The sequence below is a fragment of the Streptomyces sp. HSG2 genome (assembly GCF_016598575.1).
In the GTDB taxonomy this organism is placed as follows: Bacteria; Actinomycetota; Actinomycetes; order Streptomycetales; family Streptomycetaceae; genus Streptomyces.
Genome location: NZ_CP066801.1, coordinates 3,237,096 through 3,253,699, shown reverse-complemented (window position 1 = coordinate 3,253,699; position 16,604 = coordinate 3,237,096). Strand labels below are relative to the sequence as shown.

13 protein-coding genes are annotated in these 16,604 nt (G+C 73.6%); 3 read left to right on the top strand and 10 right to left on the bottom strand.

Going from position 1 to position 16,604, the window contains the following annotated elements; all coding sequences use genetic code 11:
* Positions 1-114: 114 nt before the first annotated feature.
* From JEK78_RS14020 to JEK78_RS14010, 4 genes are all read right to left on the bottom strand, one after another.
* Positions 115-1,290, bottom strand: coding sequence for a serine/threonine-protein kinase (locus tag JEK78_RS14020; RefSeq protein ID WP_200258979.1), 1,176 nt, complete (start codon positions 1,288-1,290; stop codon positions 115-117).
* Positions 1,291-1,428: 138 nt separating this feature from the next.
* Complete coding sequence (locus JEK78_RS23380; protein ID WP_242483070.1) at positions 1,429-2,619, bottom strand: serine/threonine protein kinase; 1,191 nt, start codon at positions 2,617-2,619, stop codon at positions 1,429-1,431.
* A complete protein-coding gene (locus JEK78_RS23680) occupies positions 2,598-3,806 on the bottom strand; it encodes a protein kinase (RefSeq protein WP_277953040.1) in 1,209 nt (402 codons plus the stop codon). The genes JEK78_RS23380 and JEK78_RS23680 overlap by 22 nt, the downstream gene beginning before the upstream one ends.
* A 102-nt stretch (positions 3,807-3,908) precedes the next feature.
* The gene (locus JEK78_RS14010) at positions 3,909-5,906 is read right to left on the bottom strand and encodes a serine/threonine-protein kinase (RefSeq protein WP_200264160.1); all 1,998 of its coding nucleotides are present in this window, start codon (positions 5,904-5,906) and stop codon (positions 3,909-3,911) included.
* 363 nt (positions 5,907-6,269) lie between these two features.
* Here JEK78_RS14010 and JEK78_RS14005 point away from each other — a divergent pair, with 363 nt between their 5' ends.
* Positions 6,270-7,478, top strand: coding sequence for a nucleotide sugar dehydrogenase (locus JEK78_RS14005; RefSeq protein WP_200258977.1), 1,209 nt, complete (start codon positions 6,270-6,272; stop codon positions 7,476-7,478).
* Positions 7,479-7,575: 97 nt separating this feature from the next.
* Here JEK78_RS14005 and JEK78_RS14000 read toward each other — a convergent pair whose 3' ends face one another.
* The 4 genes from JEK78_RS14000 to JEK78_RS13985 all read right to left on the bottom strand — a co-directional run bounded on the left by JEK78_RS14000 (position 7,576) and on the right by JEK78_RS13985 (position 12,095).
* The gene (locus tag JEK78_RS14000; RefSeq protein WP_200258974.1) at positions 7,576-8,700 is read right to left on the bottom strand and encodes a GuaB3 family IMP dehydrogenase-related protein; all 1,125 of its coding nucleotides are present in this window, start codon (positions 8,698-8,700) and stop codon (positions 7,576-7,578) included.
* Positions 8,701-8,797: 97 nt separating this feature from the next.
* Complete coding sequence (gene guaB, locus JEK78_RS13995; RefSeq protein WP_200258973.1) at positions 8,798-10,303, bottom strand: IMP dehydrogenase; 1,506 nt, start codon at positions 10,301-10,303, stop codon at positions 8,798-8,800.
* Between the two features lie 218 nt (positions 10,304-10,521).
* Positions 10,522-11,106 (bottom strand): sigma-70 family RNA polymerase sigma factor, encoded by a 585-nt coding sequence (locus tag JEK78_RS13990; protein ID WP_200264159.1) that lies wholly within the window; start codon positions 11,104-11,106, stop codon positions 10,522-10,524.
* Positions 11,107-11,483: 377 nt separating this feature from the next.
* Complete coding sequence (locus JEK78_RS13985) at positions 11,484-12,095, bottom strand: response regulator transcription factor (protein WP_003948568.1); 612 nt, start codon at positions 12,093-12,095, stop codon at positions 11,484-11,486.
* 379 nt (positions 12,096-12,474) lie between these two features.
* Here JEK78_RS13985 and JEK78_RS13980 point away from each other — a divergent pair, with 379 nt between their 5' ends.
* Positions 12,475-12,804: a WhiB family transcriptional regulator gene (locus tag JEK78_RS13980; protein ID WP_200258972.1), complete on the top strand. Its 330-nt coding sequence runs from the start codon at positions 12,475-12,477 to the stop codon at positions 12,802-12,804.
* Positions 12,805-12,984: 180 nt separating this feature from the next.
* On the opposite strand, the gene JEK78_RS13975 is transcribed toward JEK78_RS13980, so the two are convergent.
* Positions 12,985-13,881 (bottom strand): LysR family transcriptional regulator, encoded by an 897-nt coding sequence (locus JEK78_RS13975; RefSeq protein WP_200264158.1) that lies wholly within the window; start codon positions 13,879-13,881, stop codon positions 12,985-12,987.
* Between the two features lie 147 nt (positions 13,882-14,028).
* Between JEK78_RS13975 and JEK78_RS13970 the strand changes: the two genes are divergently transcribed.
* The gene (locus JEK78_RS13970) at positions 14,029-14,808 is read left to right on the top strand and encodes an SDR family oxidoreductase (protein WP_200258971.1); all 780 of its coding nucleotides are present in this window, start codon (positions 14,029-14,031) and stop codon (positions 14,806-14,808) included.
* Positions 14,809-14,951: 143 nt separating this feature from the next.
* Here the strand turns inward: JEK78_RS13970 and groL are convergent, their stop codons facing one another.
* Positions 14,952-16,574 (bottom strand): chaperonin GroEL, encoded by a 1,623-nt coding sequence (gene groL, locus JEK78_RS13965; protein ID WP_200258970.1) that lies wholly within the window; start codon positions 16,572-16,574, stop codon positions 14,952-14,954.
* Positions 16,575-16,604: the final 30 nt, after the last annotated feature.

Here is a 16,604-nt window from a genome sequence, read left to right as displayed (position 1 = left end):
TTTCTGGTCGGTGTGGACGTCGCGATCCACACCGAACCCGGAAGGCCCTCACCCGTTCAAGATCCCTCAGCCGAGACCTACATCACCCGTCCACAGCCTCCCAGGACAGAACATCTAGGGCGGCACGGCGGGGTCGGGGGTGGCCGCCCGGTACGGACCGCCGGACGGGAAGGTGCCGCCCTGGGGCGGCGAGGCGACACCGGGCGGACCCACCTCGGCGGACGGTGCCGGGACAGGCGGCGGGTCGGCGGGCGTCGGCGAGGGGGAGTCCGGCACGGATGTCGAGGGCGCGCCTCCTCCCGCGCCCCCGGGGTCGCCCGTGAGCAAGATGGCGGTGCCGACGCCGGCCGCGACCGTCGCGGCCGCGAGGAGCACCGCGAGCAGCAGGCCCCGCCTGGCCCGCCGCGGCACCCGCTCGTCGCCGGGTCGGCGCGGGGTGCGGCCGGTCGCCAGGAAGGCGCGCAGCATCCCCTCGGCCTCCTCCGCGTCCAGCCGCCGCGCGGGGTCGCGTTCGAGGAGGCCGCGGACGACGGGGGCCAACGGCGCGGCCTGCGCGGGGGCCTGGACCGCCTCGTCCACCACGGCGCGCACGATTCCGCCGAGGGAGTCCCGTCGGAACGGCGACTCGCCGCTGAGCGCGGTGCACAGCAGGGCGCCCAGCGACCACAGGTCGGACGCCGGTCCGGTGCCGGTCCCGGACATCCGTTCCGGCGCGGTGTACTCGGGCGAGCCGACGAAGGTGCCGGTCTCGGTGAGCGTGGTGGCGCCCTCGACGTGGGCGACGCCGAAGTCGGTGAGGACGACGCGGCCGTCGTCGGCGATCAGGACGTTGGACGGCTTGACGTCCCGGTGCAGGACCCCGGCGGAGTGGGCCGTGCGCAGGGCGCCGAGCAGGGCGAGGCCGATCCTCGCGGCCTCGCCGGCCCGGACCGTGCCCCGCTCGACGAGCCGGTCGGCGAGCGAGCCGCCGTCGATCAGTTCCATGACGATGTAGGCACGCCCCTCGTCCTCGACGACGTCGTGGACGACGATGATGTGCGGGTGGCTCAGCCGCGCGACCGCGCGGGCCTCGCGGAGGGTGCGCTCGCGCCGCCGCAGGGCCTCCGTCGTGGCGCCGGAGGCGGTGCGGGGCTCGGACGGGTCGGCCAGGGGCAGTGCCTTGACGGCGACCTCACGGCCGAGCAACGCGTCGGTGGCACGCCAGACGACCCCCATGCCGCCGCTGCCGAGCCGCTCGCCGAGCCGGTAGCGGCCGGCGATCACACGCCCGCCGTCCCCCTCGGTCACCATGGGCCCATGATGCCCCACCGGAGGGCACGGCTCCGGGGTACTCGCCCCGCGGTGGCCGACAACCGACGGCGTCACGAACCGTCCCGGGTGGGGTGCGGGTCGCCCGTCCGAGGGGGTGTCGCCCCGAGGGGCGGGGCGTCACCCCGCGGGGCGGTAGGTCGCGGCGGCCCGCTCGAACAGCCGGGTCACCTCGTCCCGTTCGGATTCGGGGCCGAGCACCTGGACGATGTGGTAGCGGTCGTCGATCAGCAGGGCCAGGTTGCGGACGTACAGCTCGGAGCCGTCGGCGCCGGTCCAGGTGAACTGGCCCTCGGCCGTCACACGTCCGCCGACCTCCACCGTCCTCATCCCCGTGGACGTGGCCCACGTGGAGTCGCGGTACGGCTGCAACTCCGGCTCCCGCTCCCGCTGGTAGGCCATCGGATCGGTGCCGTACTCGGTCGTCCCGTCCCGGCCGGGCACGATCAGCAGACGGAACCGCCCGCCGGCATAGACGACTTGTCCGCGGTCGTTCGCCGGAGAGCGGTCCCATCCCTCGGCGACCGCGACCCGGAAGCCCTCGGGGTCGGTCCGGAGCGTGAATCCCTCGGGGACGTCGACCGGGGATTCGGAGCCGGCCGGCCGGGTCTCCGTGCCCCGCGCCGCGTGGGAGGGAACGGAGGACCCCGCCGGAGGCGTCCGCCCGTCGGGCACGACGGCGTTCGGGGACGGGGCGGACGCCACCCGACCCGCCCCGGTGGCGGCGCCGGCGTCGGCCCGCGGCATGAGGAGCGCCGCGTAGGCCACCGCTCCGGCGACGCCGAGCAGGACGAGCAGGAGCAGGAGGCGACCGAGCCGGTGCGGGGACCGCTCCCCCTCCCGGCGTCCGTGCCGCGACGATCGTGCCGGCGGCCCGGCCCGGCGCCGCCGCACCAGTTCTCCCCGGCGCCGTACGACGGGCAGTCGGCCGGTGTCGACGGGCGGGGCGGGCACGACGTGCAGCCCGGCGTCGGGTTCGGGCGCGGACCGCACCAGTGAGCGCAGCCAGCCGCGCAGTTCCTCGGCACCCAGCCGCTCGGTGGGGTCCCGGCGCAGCAGCGACTCCACGACGGGACGCAGCGGTCCGCACTCCTCGGCGAAGGCCGGCGGCTCGGCGCAGACCAGTTGGACCAGCTCGGCCGTCGACTCCTCCGGGTAGGGGGCGTGCCCCTGGACGGCGCGGAAGAGGAGCGCCCCGAGTGCCCACAGGTCCGTCGCGGGACCCACCGGGGGCGCCAACCGCCAGTTTCCGTGGACCGGGCCGGCCTGTTCCGGTGCCCACCGCTCGGTCACCGGGCCGACGACGGACATCCGGGCCTGCCGAGCCCGTTCGGCGGCCAGGGTGCCGGCGGGCCCGCGCGCGCCGCCGGGAGCGGCGCCCGGGGGCTCCGAGGGGACGGGTGGGCGCGGGGCGGCGGGGCGGGCGACTCCGGCGTCCCCGCCGTTCGGTCCGGGCGCCGGAGCGTCGTGCGTCCGTCGAGGGGCGGTGACCCCGCCCGCCGTGTACGGGTCCCGGCCGGGGAGGGCGGGCGCCTCGCCCCGCGTCTCCCTGACCCGTGCGGCGGCGGCCCGGGCGCCGGCGCGGTAGGCGGCGATGGCGCCGGCGCGGGCCGCCCGCCCTCGCCGGACGACGGCCCGTCGAGCGCCGGAAACGCCCGCGCGACCGCGCCCGACGCCCCCGGGCGGTTGCCGGCCGCCGCTGCCCGGCGTCCCTCGGCGGCCGGCCCGGGGAGCGCGACCCCACCCCACCCGTCCTGACCGGCGTCGGCGGCCCCCCGCCCCGCGCCGCCGCCGGTCGGAGCGCCGGGCAGGGGCGTCCCGCCGGGCCCGACCGCGATGTCCGGCAAGGCCGTGTCGTCGGCCTCGGGCAGCGGGTCGTGGCCGCACAGGGCCTCCTCCGCCGCGCCCACCGCCAACCCGGTGAGCAGCACCCGCCCGTCGTCGCAGATCAACACGGTGCGGGCGGTGACGTTCCGGTGCACCCATCCGTGGCCGTGCAGTACCCGCAGCGCGGTGAGGACGTCGGCGGCCACCTCGGCCGCCCGGTACGCGGTCAACGACCGCTCGGCCAGGACGGCGGCCAGCGGGCGAGCCGCCACCAGCTCACTGACGACCCACAGGGACCCGCCTTCGGCGAAGACGTCGAAGACCTGGTCGAGGCGCGGGTGGTCGGGGAGTTCCGCCGCCGCCCGCGCGGCCTCCACGGCCCGCCGCACCAGCGGGTCCGCCCTCGGTACGGGATCGGCGGCGGCCGGGGCGGCCCCGGGTTTCGGCTCCGGGCCTCGTGATGTGCCGTCCCGGGCCGTGAAACCCTCGGGGAGGCCGTCGGCGTCCAGCACCTCCGCCTCGACCACCTCGGGCAGCGGCACCTGACGGACCAGCACCTCCTGACCGCTGTAGGTGTCGAAAGCGCGGGTCTCGGCCGGTTCGCCGGCGTCGACGGGCGGCAGCGGAAGGCGGTAGCGGTCGGCGAGGACCCGTCCCGCGTAGTCGTCCACGATTCCTCCCCCGGCCGCCGGTCGGTCGGTACCGTGCGCGCCGCGGCTCGTTCGGGCGGCGTACGGTCCGCGCCCTCACGATACGTGCCGTGGGGCGCCTCTTCAGGGCTTCGGCCGGAACGTCCCGGTCAACGTCGCCCAGGTCTCGCGGCGCGTGTCGTCCGACCAGTCGGCGGACCTGGCCGTGTACATGAGGGCGTATCCGAGCCCGTCGTTCACCACGAACCCCCGATCGACGGTGTGGTAGGCGGTGCCGTCCTCGACGTAGGTGAACTCCCAGTCGGCCGTGTTCCACCCCCGGTATTCGACCTTCTCTATGTGGACGCGCTCGTAGGCCTCGCGGCGCATGTAGCGCTCCTGGGCCTGCCAGTCGGCGACCGGATCGCTCTTCGGGGTGGTGGTCCAGGCGACCAGCAGCTTCTGCCCGTCGGGCCCGGCGAAGCGATCACCGGCCGTCCCCGTGGACTGGTAGCTCCAGCCTTCGGGCAGTCCGATCGTGTAGCCCTGGTCGCCCTGGTGGGTCCCGGCCACGTCGGCCGCTTCCTCGTCTTCGGAGCCGTCGGTGTCGGCGGCGTCCTCGGACTCCCCCGACTCCACCGCGTCCCGCGCCTCGGTGGCGGATCCACCGCCCGGAGCGGTGTCCACTCCGGCGTCCGCGGCGTTCTCCGCGGACTCGCCGCTCGCGCGATCCGCCACGGTCCGGTCGGATCCCTCCTCCTCGCCGGACCCGGCGGCACCGCTCGCCGGGGCGGTCGAGCCGGCGGGCGAGCCGCCCTCCGAGGCACGGGACTCGTCGTCCCCGGCCCACACGAAGGCCAGCACGGCGGCGAGCGCGAGCAGCAAGGCGACGACGACGGCGCCTGCGACCACCAACGTCCGGCGTGGCACGACGTCGGTGAGCGAGGCCCTCGGGGCGGGGCGCGCCGGAAGATCCGGCGGAGCCATGGCGGGCCAGGACGAACCCCGGCCGGCGGTCGGGCTCTTCGCCGCCCGGCCGGCCGCGCGCTCCCCGGTGGACGAGGCGGCACCGGACGCGGGGGGCTCCTCGTCCGGTGCGGGGGTCGAGTCGACGGCGGGCGCCTTCGTCGGCGCCGCGTCCGGCCCGCTCGCGGTCCCCGCCCGGCGCGTCGGGCGCTTGGCGCCGCGCGGGCGCGCCTCCCCGGACTCGCCCTCGGCGCCGGGCCGCTCCGTCGTCGCCGTCCTCTTCTTGCCTCCGCGGCCCGACGCGGGCGGAGCGGCCTCGGGGCGGGGAGCCTCAAGCGCCGCGGTGAGCAGCTCACGGGCGCCCGCGTCGTCGAGTCGCTTGGCGGGGTCCTTGGTGAGCAGCCCGTGGACGACCTCGGCCAAGGGGCCCGCGTTGCGGGGCTCTTCCAGGGGCTCCGTCATCACCGCGGTGAGTGTGGCGATGGCCGAGCCCTTGTCGTAGGGCGGGCTTCCCTCCACCGCGGCGTACAGCAGGCCGCCGAGAGACCACAGGTCGGCCGCGGGGCCGGGGGTGTGCCCTCGGGCGCGCTCGGGCGAGATGTAGGAGGGAGCGCCGACGAGCATCCCGGTCGAGGTGAGGGAGGGATCTCCCTCGATCTGGGCGATGCCGAAGTCCGTGAGGACCACTCTGCCGTCCTCGGCGATCAGGACGTTGGAGGGTTTGACGTCACGGTGCAGGATGCCCTGGCGGTGGGCCGAGCGCAGCACGTCCAGCACGGCGAGTCCGACTTCGGCCGCGCGCCGGGGTTCCAGTACGCCGTCCTCGCGGATGACGTCGGCGAGGGACCTGCCCTCCACGAGTTCCATCACGATCCACGGTCGGTCGTCCTCCTCGACGACGTCGTAGACCGTGACGGCGCTGGTGTTGCGGATCCGCGCGATGGCCTTGGCCTCCCGCAGGGTGCGCGTGATCAGGCGCCGCTTCTCCTCCTCGTCGATGTTCGACGGGAACCGCAGCTCCTTGACGGCGACCGTGCGCCCCAGCGTCTCGTCGTCCGCGCGCCACACCGTCCCCATGCCGCCGCGGCCGAGCACGTCTCCCAGCCGGTACCGCCCGGCGAGGAGACGTGCGCTGTTGTCCTGACGGGGTGTACCCACCCGCTCCGCCTCCGACATGCGTCCCCTCATGCAACCCGCCCTGACAGAGCCTCCATTGTCCCTCACTCGGAGGGTGGTCACGGCCCGGGGTGGCGCGGGTGACGTTACGCCGCGCGGTGGCTGACCGAACGTCACCCCCGCGGGCGGTCGGGCCGGCCCCGACCTCGGGCACGCGGCCGACGGACCGCCGACACGAGACCTCCCTCTCGCGGGACCGAGGCGCGCCGAGGGGGCACCTCGGGGGCCGACTCACCGAAACTCGGTCACCAATCCCACCTATCGGTCATATTTACTCCTAGTGTGACGTTTGCGCTCGTCCATCCTGTCCACCGGGCGTGCGCACCCGCCCCACTTCGGCTACCGGGAAGGACGGCCCACCCCATGCCCGCAGATCTCGCCGTCATCGGACTCGGCCCCTACGGCCTGCCCCTGGCCCAGGCCGCCGTCGCCGCGGGCATCACCACCCTCGGCTACCGCACCGGGCCCGAGGCGAGCCCCCTCACCCCGGCCGAGTCGCGCCGCATGCTGGCCCAGGGTTTCCGCGCCGCGGCGGGGCCCGCCGAACTCGGCCGGGTACGCACCGCGGCGATCTGCGCGCCCACCCCGACCGGACCGACCGGGGAACCGGACCTGGACCAGGTCACCGCCGCGGCCCGGACGCTGGCGGCTCACCTGCGCCCGCACACCACCGTCGTCCTGGAATCACCCGTGCCGCCGGGCACCACGGAGGAGGTGCTGCGACCGATCCTGGAGGAGGGCTCACGGCTGCGGGCGGGACGCGACTTCCACCTGGCCTACGCCCCCAGCCGCGTCGACCCGGGCAACCGGGGCGCCACCCCGTCCAACGCCCCCAAGGTGATCGGCGGTCTCACCCCCGCCTGCACCGAGTCCGCCGCCACCTTCTACGGCCGCCTCGCCGACAAGGTCGTCCGCGCCCGCGGCCCCAGGGAGGCGGAGACCGTCCAACTCCTGGAGACCAACTTCCGCCACGTCAACATCGCGCTGGTCAACGAGATGGCCGTGCTCTGCCACGACCTCGGCGTCGACCTGTGGGACGTCATCCGGTGCGCCGAGACCAGGCCCCACGGCTTCCGGGCGTTCCGTCCCGGTCCCGGCGTCGGCGGCCACTCCACCCCCCAGGACCTCACCGGCCACACACCCCGAGGTCTGCGCCTGGTGGAACTGGCCGCCGAGGTCAACCGGCGGATGCCGCGCTACGTCGTCCAGCGCGCCGCGGCGCTCCTCAACGAGCACGGCAAGTCCGCGCGCGGGGCCGGCGTCCTGCTGCTCGGCGTGACCTACGAGGCCGACGTCGCCGACCGTCAGGGCACACCCGCCCTGGAGATCGCCGTCCGACTGGCCGAACTGGGGGCGTCGGTCAGCTACCACGATCCGTACGTGCCGTCCTGGTCCGTCCTCGACCGGCCGATCCCCCGCGCGGACTCCCTCTACGAGGCCGCCGCCGACGCCGACCTGACGATCCTCCTCCAACAGCACCGCACCTACGACCTTCAAGGCCTGTCGGTGAAGGCACAGCTCCTGCTGGACACCCGGGGCGCCACCCCCACCGGAGCCGCCCACCGACTGTGACCGGCGGGCCCTCGTACCGCCTGGCGGGGAGACGACAGGGCCGGCCGCCCCGGGAGGTCTCCCGGGGCGGCCGGCCCCACACGCCGGACTCCGCCGCTCAGCTCCGGTGCTGCGCATCCGCCACGGTGACCTCCACCCGCTGAAACTCCTTCAGCTCGCTGTACCCGGTGGTGGCCATGGCCCGGCGCAGCGCACCGAAGAAGTTCATCGATCCGTCGGGGGTGTGCGAGGGACCGGCGAGGATCTCCTCCAGCGTGCCGACCGTGCCCAGGTCGACGCGCCGGCCGCGCGGCAGTTCGCCGTTGACGGCCTCCATGCCCCAGTGGTGGCCCCGACCGGGCACGTCGGTGCCGCGGGCCAGCGGCGACCCCATCATCACCGCGTCCGCGCCGCACGCGACGGCCTTGGGCAGGTCGCCGGAGCGTCCCACACCGCCGTCGGCGATCACGTGCACGTAGCGACCGCCCGACTCGTCCAGGTAGTCCCGGCGCGCCGCGGCGACGTCGGCGACGGCCGTCGCCATGGGGACCTGGATGCCGAGCACGCTGCGCGTGGTGTGCGCGGCGCCGCCGCCGAAACCGACCAGCACTCCGGCGGCGCCGGTCCGCATCAGATGCAAGGCCGCCGTGTAGGTGGCGCAACCGCCCACGATGACCGGCACGTCCAGCTCGTAGATGAACTGCTTGAGGTTGAGCGGCTCGTGCGAGGAGGAGACGTGCTCCGCGGAGACGGTCGTGCCTCGGATGACGAAGATGTCCACGCCCGCGTCCACGACGGCCTTGGAGAACTGCGCGGTGCGCTGGGGGGAGAGCGCGGCGGCGGTGACCACACCGGAGTCGCGGACCTCCTTGATGCGCCGGCCGATCAGTTCCTCCCTGATCGGCGCGTCGTAGATCTCCTGGAGACGACGGGTGGCGGCCTCGGGCGCCAGCTCCGCGATCTCGTCGAGAAGCGGCTGCGGGTCCTCGTACCGGGTCCACAGGCCTTCGAGGTTGAGTACGCCGAGGCCGCCCAACTCGCCGATGCGGATGGCGGAGGCCGGCGAGACCACGGAGTCCATCGGGGCGGCGAGGAAGGGCAGCTCGAAGCGGTAGGCGTCGATCTGCCAGGCGATCGAGACCTCCTTCGGATCCCGGGTCCGGCGGCTGGGGACGACCGCGATGTCGTCGAAGGCGTACGCCCGCCGGCCGCGCTTGCCGCGCCCGATCTCGATCTCAGTCACGTCTGTGGCCTTTCCTGTTGCGTTGCGGCGCCTTCCAGTATCACCGACCGAGGCGCGGGGCGGCCCCGACCGCCGAGGCCGCCCCGACTTCGCGCCGCTACGGCTTGTTGCTGTAGTTCGGCGCCTCGACCGTCATCTGGATGTCGTGCGGGTGGCTCTCCTTGAGGCCCGCGGCCGTGATCCGCACGAAGCGCCCCTTGGCCTCCATCTCGGCGACCGTCGCCGCGCCGACGTAGCCCATGGTCTGCCGCAGCCCTCCGACGAGCTGGTGCAGCACGGTGGCCAGCGGCCCCCGGTACGGCACCTGCCCCTCGATGCCCTCGGGCACCAGCTTGTCGTCGGAGGCCACCTCGGCCTGGAAGTACCGGTCCTTCGAGTACGACCGGCCCTGGCCGCGGGTGCGCATCGCGCCCAGCGAGCCCATCCCCCGGTAGGACTTGAACTGCTTGCCGTTGATGAAGCGCAGCTCGCCCGGCGACTCCTCGCAGCCCGCCAGCAGGCTGCCCAGCATGACCGTGTCCGCGCCGGCCGCCAGCGCCTTGCCGATGTCCCCGGAGTACTGCAGACCGCCGTCGCCGATCAGCGGGACCCCGGCGGCGCGCGCGGCGCGGGAGGCCTCGTAGATCGCGGTGACCTGGGGGACGCCGATCCCGGCGACCACCCGGGTGGTGCAGATCGAGCCCGGCCCCACGCCGACCTTGATGCCGTCCACGCCGGCGTCGATCAGCGCCTGGGCACCGTCACGGGTGGCGACGTTGCCTCCGATCACGTCGACGCCGACACTCGACTTGATCTTCGCCATCCAGCTCAGCGCGTTGCTGTTGTGCCCGTGCGAGGTGTCGACGACCAGGAAATCGACCCCGGCGGCGGCCAGCGCCTGGGCCCGCTCCAGGGCCTCGGGGCTCGCCCCGACGGCCGCGCCGACGATCAACCGGCCCTCGGAGTCCTTGGCCGCGCGCGGGTACTGCTCGGCCTTGACGAAGTCCTTGACGGTGATCAGACCCTTGAGAACGCCGGCGTCGTCGACGAGCGGCAGCTTCTCGATCTTGTGGCGGCGCAGCAGATCCATGGCGTCCACGCCGGAGATCCCGACCTTGCCGGTCACCAGCGGCATCGGCGTCATGACCTCGCGCACCTGCCGCGCACGATCCGACTCGAAGGCCATGTCACGGTTGGTGACGATGCCCAGCAGCCTCCCCGCCGGGTCGGTGACCGGGACCCCGCTGATGCGGAACTTGGCGCACAGCGCGTCCGCCTCCGCCAGCGTGGCCTCCGGACGCACCGTGATCGGGTCCGTGACCATGCCCGACTCGGACCGCTTGACCAGGTCGACCTGGTTGACCTGGTCCTCGACCGAGAGGTTGCGGTGCAGCACGCCGACGCCGCCCTGGCGGGCCATCGCGATCGCCATCCGCGACTCGGTGACCTTGTCCATCGCCGCCGAGAGCAGCGGGATGTTGACCCGGACGTTGCGCGAGATCAGCGACGAGGTGTCGACCGCGTTGGGGAGCACGGCGGAGGCTCCCGGCAGCAGCAGCACGTCGTCGTAGGTCAGCCCGAGTGTCGCGAACTTCTCGGGCACTCCGTCGACGTTGGCAGTCATGACACCTTCCCCAATGGCCTTGATCGGTGCGGGTGTCCATGCTAACGGGAAGCGAGGCCGTCCCATTCCACGAACGGACTCCGCACCGGGCTTCGTGGCTTGCCACGAAACGGACGGCACGCGCGTCCGAACGGGGGGCGACAGCGCCCGGCCCGGCCCCGCAGGGGCGTCGACCGGGCACCCGACCGGCCCGCCGTCCGTCGAACGCCCGTGCCGGACTACTGCTCCGCCAACGCCCGCAGCCGGCTCAGCGCGCGATGCTGCGCCACCCGCACCGCGCCGGGTGACATTCCCAACAGCTGCCCGGTCTCCTCGGCGGTCAGCCCGACCGCCACGCGGAGCAGCAGCAGCTCGCGCTGGTTCTCCGGGAGGTTGGCCAGCAGCTTCTTCGCCCACTCGGCGTCGCTGGACAGGAGCGCCCGCTCCTCCGGCCCCAGCGAGTCGTCCGGGCGCTCGGGCATCTCGTCCGAGGGCACGGCCGTGGAGCCCTGGCGCATCGCGGCCCGCTGGAGGTCGGCGACCTTGTGGGAGGCGATGGCGAAGACGAACGCCTCGAAGGGGCGACCGGTGTCCCGGTAGCGGGGCAGGGCCAGGAACACCGCGACGCAGACTTCCTGGGCGAGGTCCTCGACGAAGTGCCGCGCGTCGCCGGGCAGCCTCGACAGCCGGGTCCGGCAGTAGCGCAGCGCCAAGGGGTGGACGCGAGCCAACAGGTCGTGGGTCGCCTGCTCGTCTCCGTCGACCGCGCGGTTCACGAGCGCGCCGACGGATCCGTTCCCAGTGGCCCTCTCGTCCTCCCGCATCCGACCATGGTGCACCGGAGCCGCGCGGTCCGCGGCACCGTACCCGGCGCCGCGCACCGAGGCGCTGTGGACGGGCACGCCGGAACTCATCACCCGCGCCCTCCCCTTCCGCTCGACCGACTCGTCCCCGTGGGACTCCACACCCCAAGGATGCGGCATCGGCGAGGAAACGAGCAGCGGGCGTCCGGCGGATTCCGCCGGACGCCCGCTGCCGGCACCCTCGAGGCGACCTCCCCGCGGGGGGTGTCGGAACCCCCACCCGCTTTCTCGTCCCCCCGACCCGGGGCACCGCGACCACCCCGGCCCTCGCGCGAAGACCCCCGTCCACCTCGAAGCGGGCGGGGGCGACCACGCGGCGGGCGCCGCCGGAGCACGCCCTATCGCACCAGACCCCACCGGAAGCCGAGCGCCACCGCGTGGGCCCGGTCCGAGGCGCCGAGCTTCTTGAAGAGCCGGCGGGCGTGGGTCTTCACGGTGTCCTCGGAGAGGAACAGCTCCCGGCCGATCTCCGCGTTGGAGCGCCCGTGGCTCATGCCCTCCAGCACCTGGATCTCCCGCGCCGTGAGCGTCGGCGCGGCGCCCATCTCCGCGGAGCGCAGCCGGCGCGGGGCCAGCCGCCAGGTGGGGTCGGCGAGCGCCTGGGTGACCGTGGCCCGCAACTCGGCCCGGGAGGCGTCCTTGTGCAGGTAGCCGCGCGCGCCGGCGGCGACGGCGAGCGCCACGCCGTCGAGGTCCTCGGCGACGGTGAGCATGATGATGCGGGCGCCGGGATCGGCGGAGAGGAGCCGCCGGACCGTCTCCACACCGCCCAGTCCGGGCATGCGCACGTCCATGAGAATCAGATCCGAGCGATCGGCTCCCCAGCGGCGGAGGACTTCCTCGCCGTTGGCGGCCGTCGTCACGCGCTCGACGCCGGGCACGGTCGCGACCGCGCGGCGGAGCGCCTCTCGGGCAAGCGGGGAGTCGTCACAGACGAGGACGGAAGTCATGACCGCCCTCCGCAACTGATGCGCGTCACCTTGAGCCTCCAGGCTGGTACGAAATCGTCACCTGTGCGGTCGACCATCTCGGACACACGCCCGAGAGCTTCTCTCGTCAACCGCTTCCGCCCTCTCAACGACGGTCACTCGAAAGAGTTACGGGGCCGTGTATCGCCCTCGGCACTCTACGTGAGCGGGTGAACGCGCCGCGGTCACACGGGGTGGAGTCGGAGGCATTCCTCGCCCCTGGTGCCCCGTTTGGCCCCTTTTCTTTGATCTTCTCCGCGTCTATGACTAGATGCGCGATGAGTCATATTTTCATCTTCTTAGATGGTAGTTGTACGGTCGTTGGCACCGTATCCACCCAGATCGGCTGCAAGGGGTTGTCATGGCAGATTTCTCCCGCCTTCCCGGACCGAACGCGGACCTGTGGGATTGGCAGCTCCTGGCCGCGTGCCGGGGGGTGGACAGCTCTCTCTTCTTCCACCCGGAGGGAGAGCGCGGCGCGGCCCGGAGCGCTCGCGAGAACTCGGCCAAGGAAGTCTGCATGCGCTGCCCGGTCCGCGCCGAGTGCGCGGCCCACGCCCTGACGGTGCGGGAGCCCTACGGCGTGTGGGGCGGGCTGACGGAGGACGAGCGCGAGGAGCTCATGGGTCGGGCCCGTCACCGCCTGGTCTCGACCTCGAACGCGAGCACCGAGCCCGCACCGCGCCACTGACGGCAGGCGCGGCGCGCGAGGGGCCGCGGGGCCCGCCGACGCGAGCGTTCCACGAACGCGGCGCGACGGGTCGGACGCGCGGCGAGGGCGCCGGGAACGGCGACACACCCGGCCTCGCGGGGCCGAGTCGGACGACACCGGCGGGCGGACGACCCGGGGCGCCGCGGCCCGGGGCGGACGTCAGCGACCCGCCGCGCGCACCAGTTCCTCCAGCGTGGCCGCGACCGCCGGGACCCGTGCGAGATCGGGCAGCGTGAGCGCGACGATCTCCCGCCGCACCACCGGTTCCAGTGCGACCGTCCGCGCCCCGCCCAGACGCACCGACTCCACGGCGAGCCGAGGCAGGACCGCGACCCCGAGCCCGGCCCCCACCAGCGCGACGACCGCCGGCGAGTCGTCCGTGGCGAAGTCGATCCGCGGAACGAAGCCCGCCGCCCGGCACACCTCGACCAGCCGGCCGCGACAGCGGGGACATCCGGCGATCCAAGGTTCCTCGGCGAGGTCGCCGATCGACAGGGAGCCGGCGCCGGCCAAGCGGTGGCTCCGCGGCACCAGAGCCACGAGCCGGTCGCTCATCAGGGGCCGCACCACAAGGTCGTCCCACTCCTCGGAACCCGAGGCCCCCTCGTAGCGGAAGGCCAGGGCGACATCGCATTCGCCCTCTCGGAGCAACCGCACCGACCGGGGCGACTCCGCCTCCTCCAGGGAGACCCGGGTCCCGGGGTGAACCTCCCGCAGCGCCGCGAGGGCACCGGGCACCAGAGTGGAGCTGCCACTGGGAAAGGAGGCCAGCCGGACCCGTCCGGCGCGCAGGCCCGCGATGGCCGCGACCTCCTCCTCTGCCGCCGCGAGCCCCGCGAGCACGCCGGCGGCGTGCCGCACCAGCGCCTCGCCCGCCTGGGTGAGGCGCATCTCGCGCCCACCACGCACCAGCAGAGGGGTGCCGACGGAAGACTCCAACGCCTTCATCTGCTGGCTCACGGCCGGCTGGGTGCAACCCAGCTCTCGTCCGGCCGCCGAGAAGGAGCCGGTGGCGGCCACGGCGCGCAGGACACGGAGATGACGGGCCTCGATCACACCGTCGAGCATAGCGCGGTGATAAGTACCGCTTTGCCCCGCCCGGTGATACCGCGCCGGCCCTTTGCCCTCGGTGGCTCGCCGCCTCGCCTGGGGAGTCCCGCGGCGTCAGGGGCGGCGGAGCCGTCGGCTCCGTAACCTACCTCCATGACAACGGCATTGATTACGGGATCGACGGCGGGGATCGGCGCGGCGTTCGCCCGGCGACTGGCGGCGGACGGGCACGACCTCGTACTGGTCGCCCGCGACTCCGGGCGGCTGCGCGAACAGGCGACCGAGTTGCACGACCGGCACGGCATCGAGGCCGAGGTCCTCCGGGCCGACCTCGCCGAGGACGCCGGCATCGAGGCGGTGGAGAGCCGACTGGGCGAGAGCCGCCGGCCGGTGGATCTCTTGATCAACAACGCGGGTTTCGGCACCAAGGGCCGCTACCTCGACGTCGCCATGGCCGACGAGCTGCGGATGCTCAAGGTGCACTGCGAAGCGGTGCTGCGCCTGACCTCGGCCGCGACATCGGCGATGCTGAAACGAGGGCGCGGGGGCGTGGTGAACGTCGCCTCGGTCGCGGCGTTCGTGCCGCGAGGGACGTACGGGGCCTCGAAGGGCTGGGTCGTGCAGTTCACCCTGGGCGCGGCACAGGACCTGGCCGGCAGCGGCGTGCGCCTGATGGCGCTCTGCCCCGGCTTCGTGCGCACCGAGTTCCACCAACGGGCCGGCATGCGCACGGACAACATCCCGGACTGGATGTGGCTGGACGCGGACAAGCTGGTCGCCTCGGCCCTCGACGACCTGGCCCGGGGCAAGACGCTGTCGGTCCCGGACCCGCGCTACAAGGCCCTGGTCGGCGTGACGAAGCTGATGCCGATCGGAATGGTGGGCGGCATGACCTCCCGCGCGGGACGCAAGTACGGGCCGGGTCGGGGCTAGGGCGAACCACGCCCCGGGGTCCGCCCGTCGGGTCGGTGATCACGGGCTCGACGGCCGAGGGGCCCGCGCCCCCGGGGAACGGGCGGTGCCCGGCACCCCCGGGGCGGGGGTGCCGGGCACCGTCGCTCGGCGCCGGGCGACGCTCAGTGAGCGTGGCCGTGGCCCGCGGCGGCGGCCGGCTCTTCCTCTTCCTTCTTCTCGACGACCAGGGTCTCGGTCGTGAGCAGGAGAGAGGCGATGGAGGCGGCGTTCTCCAGGGCGGAGCGGGTGACCTTCACCGGGTCGATGACACCGGCCTTGACCAGGTCGCCGTACTCGCCGGTGGCGGCGTTGTAGCCGCTGCCCTTGTCCATCTCCTTGACCTTGGAGACGATGACGTAGCCCTCCAGGCCGGCGTTCTCCGCGATCCAACGGAGCGGCTCGACGACGGCGTTGCGGACGACCGCGACACCGGTGGCCTCGTCGCCGGACTTGGAGAGGCCGTCGGCGAGCACCTTGGAGGCGTGCACCAGGGCGGAGCCGCCACCGGAGACGATGCCCTCCTCGACCGCGGCGCGGGTCGCGGAGATGGCGTCCTCCAGACGGTGCTTGCGCTCCTTCAGCTCCACCTCGGTGGCGGCGCCGACCTTGATCACGCAGACTCCGCCGGCCAGCTTGGCGAGGCGCTCCTGGAGCTTCTCACGGTCCCAGTCGGAGTCCGTGGCCTCGATCTCGGCCTTGATCTGGGAGACGCGACCCTCCACGTCCTCCTTCTTGCCGGCACCGTCGACGATGGTGGTGTCGTCCTTGGTGACGGTGATGCGGCGGGCGGTGCCGAGCACGTCGAGACCGACCTGGTCGAGCTTGAGGCCGACCTCCTCGGAGATGACGGTGGCGCCGGTGAGGACGGCCATGTCCTGGAGCATCGCCTTGCGGCGGTCGCCGAAGCCGGGGGCCTTCACCGCGACGGCGTTGAAGGTGCCGCGGATCTTGTTCACGACGAGGGTGGAGAGGGCCTCGCCCTCGACGTCCTCGGCGATGATCAGCAGCGGCTTGGAGGCGTTGGCCTGGATGATCTTCTCCAGGAGCGGCAGCAGGTCCGCGATGGAGGAGATCTTGCCCTGGTGGATCAGGATCTGGGCGTCCTCCAGGACGGCCTCCATGCGCTCCTGGTCCGTCACGAAGTACGGCGACAGGTAGCCCTTGTCGAAGGCCATGCCCTCGGTGAAGTCCAGCTCCAGACCGAAGGTGTTGGACTCCTCGACGGTGATGACGCCGTCCTTGCCGACCTTGTCCATCGCCTCGGCGATCAGCTCGCCGACCTGCTGGTCCTGGGCGGACAGCGCGGCGACGGCGGCGATGTCGGACTTCTCGTCGATCGGGCGGGCGGTGGCGAGGAGGTCCTCGGAGACGGCGGCGACGGCCGCGTCGATGCCCTTCTTCAGCAGCGCCGGGGAGGCGCCGGCCGCGACGTTCCGCAGGCCCTCGCGGACCAGGGCCTGGGCCAGGACGGTGGCGGTGGTGGTGCCGTCGCCCGCGATGTCGTTGGTCTTGGTCGCCACCTCCTTCACCAGCTGCGCGCCGAGGTTCTCGTAGGGGTCCTCGACCTCGACCTCGCGGGCGATCGTGACACCGTCGTTGGTGATGGTGGGGGCGCCGAACTTCTTGTCGATGACGACGTTGCGGCCCTTGGGGCCGATCGTCACCTTGACGGTGTCGGCAAGCTTGTTGACGCCGCGCTCGAGGGCGCGACGGGCGTCCTCGTCGAACTTCAGGATCTTCGCCATGGGAGCGTGAGCCCTCTTCCGGAATCTGGA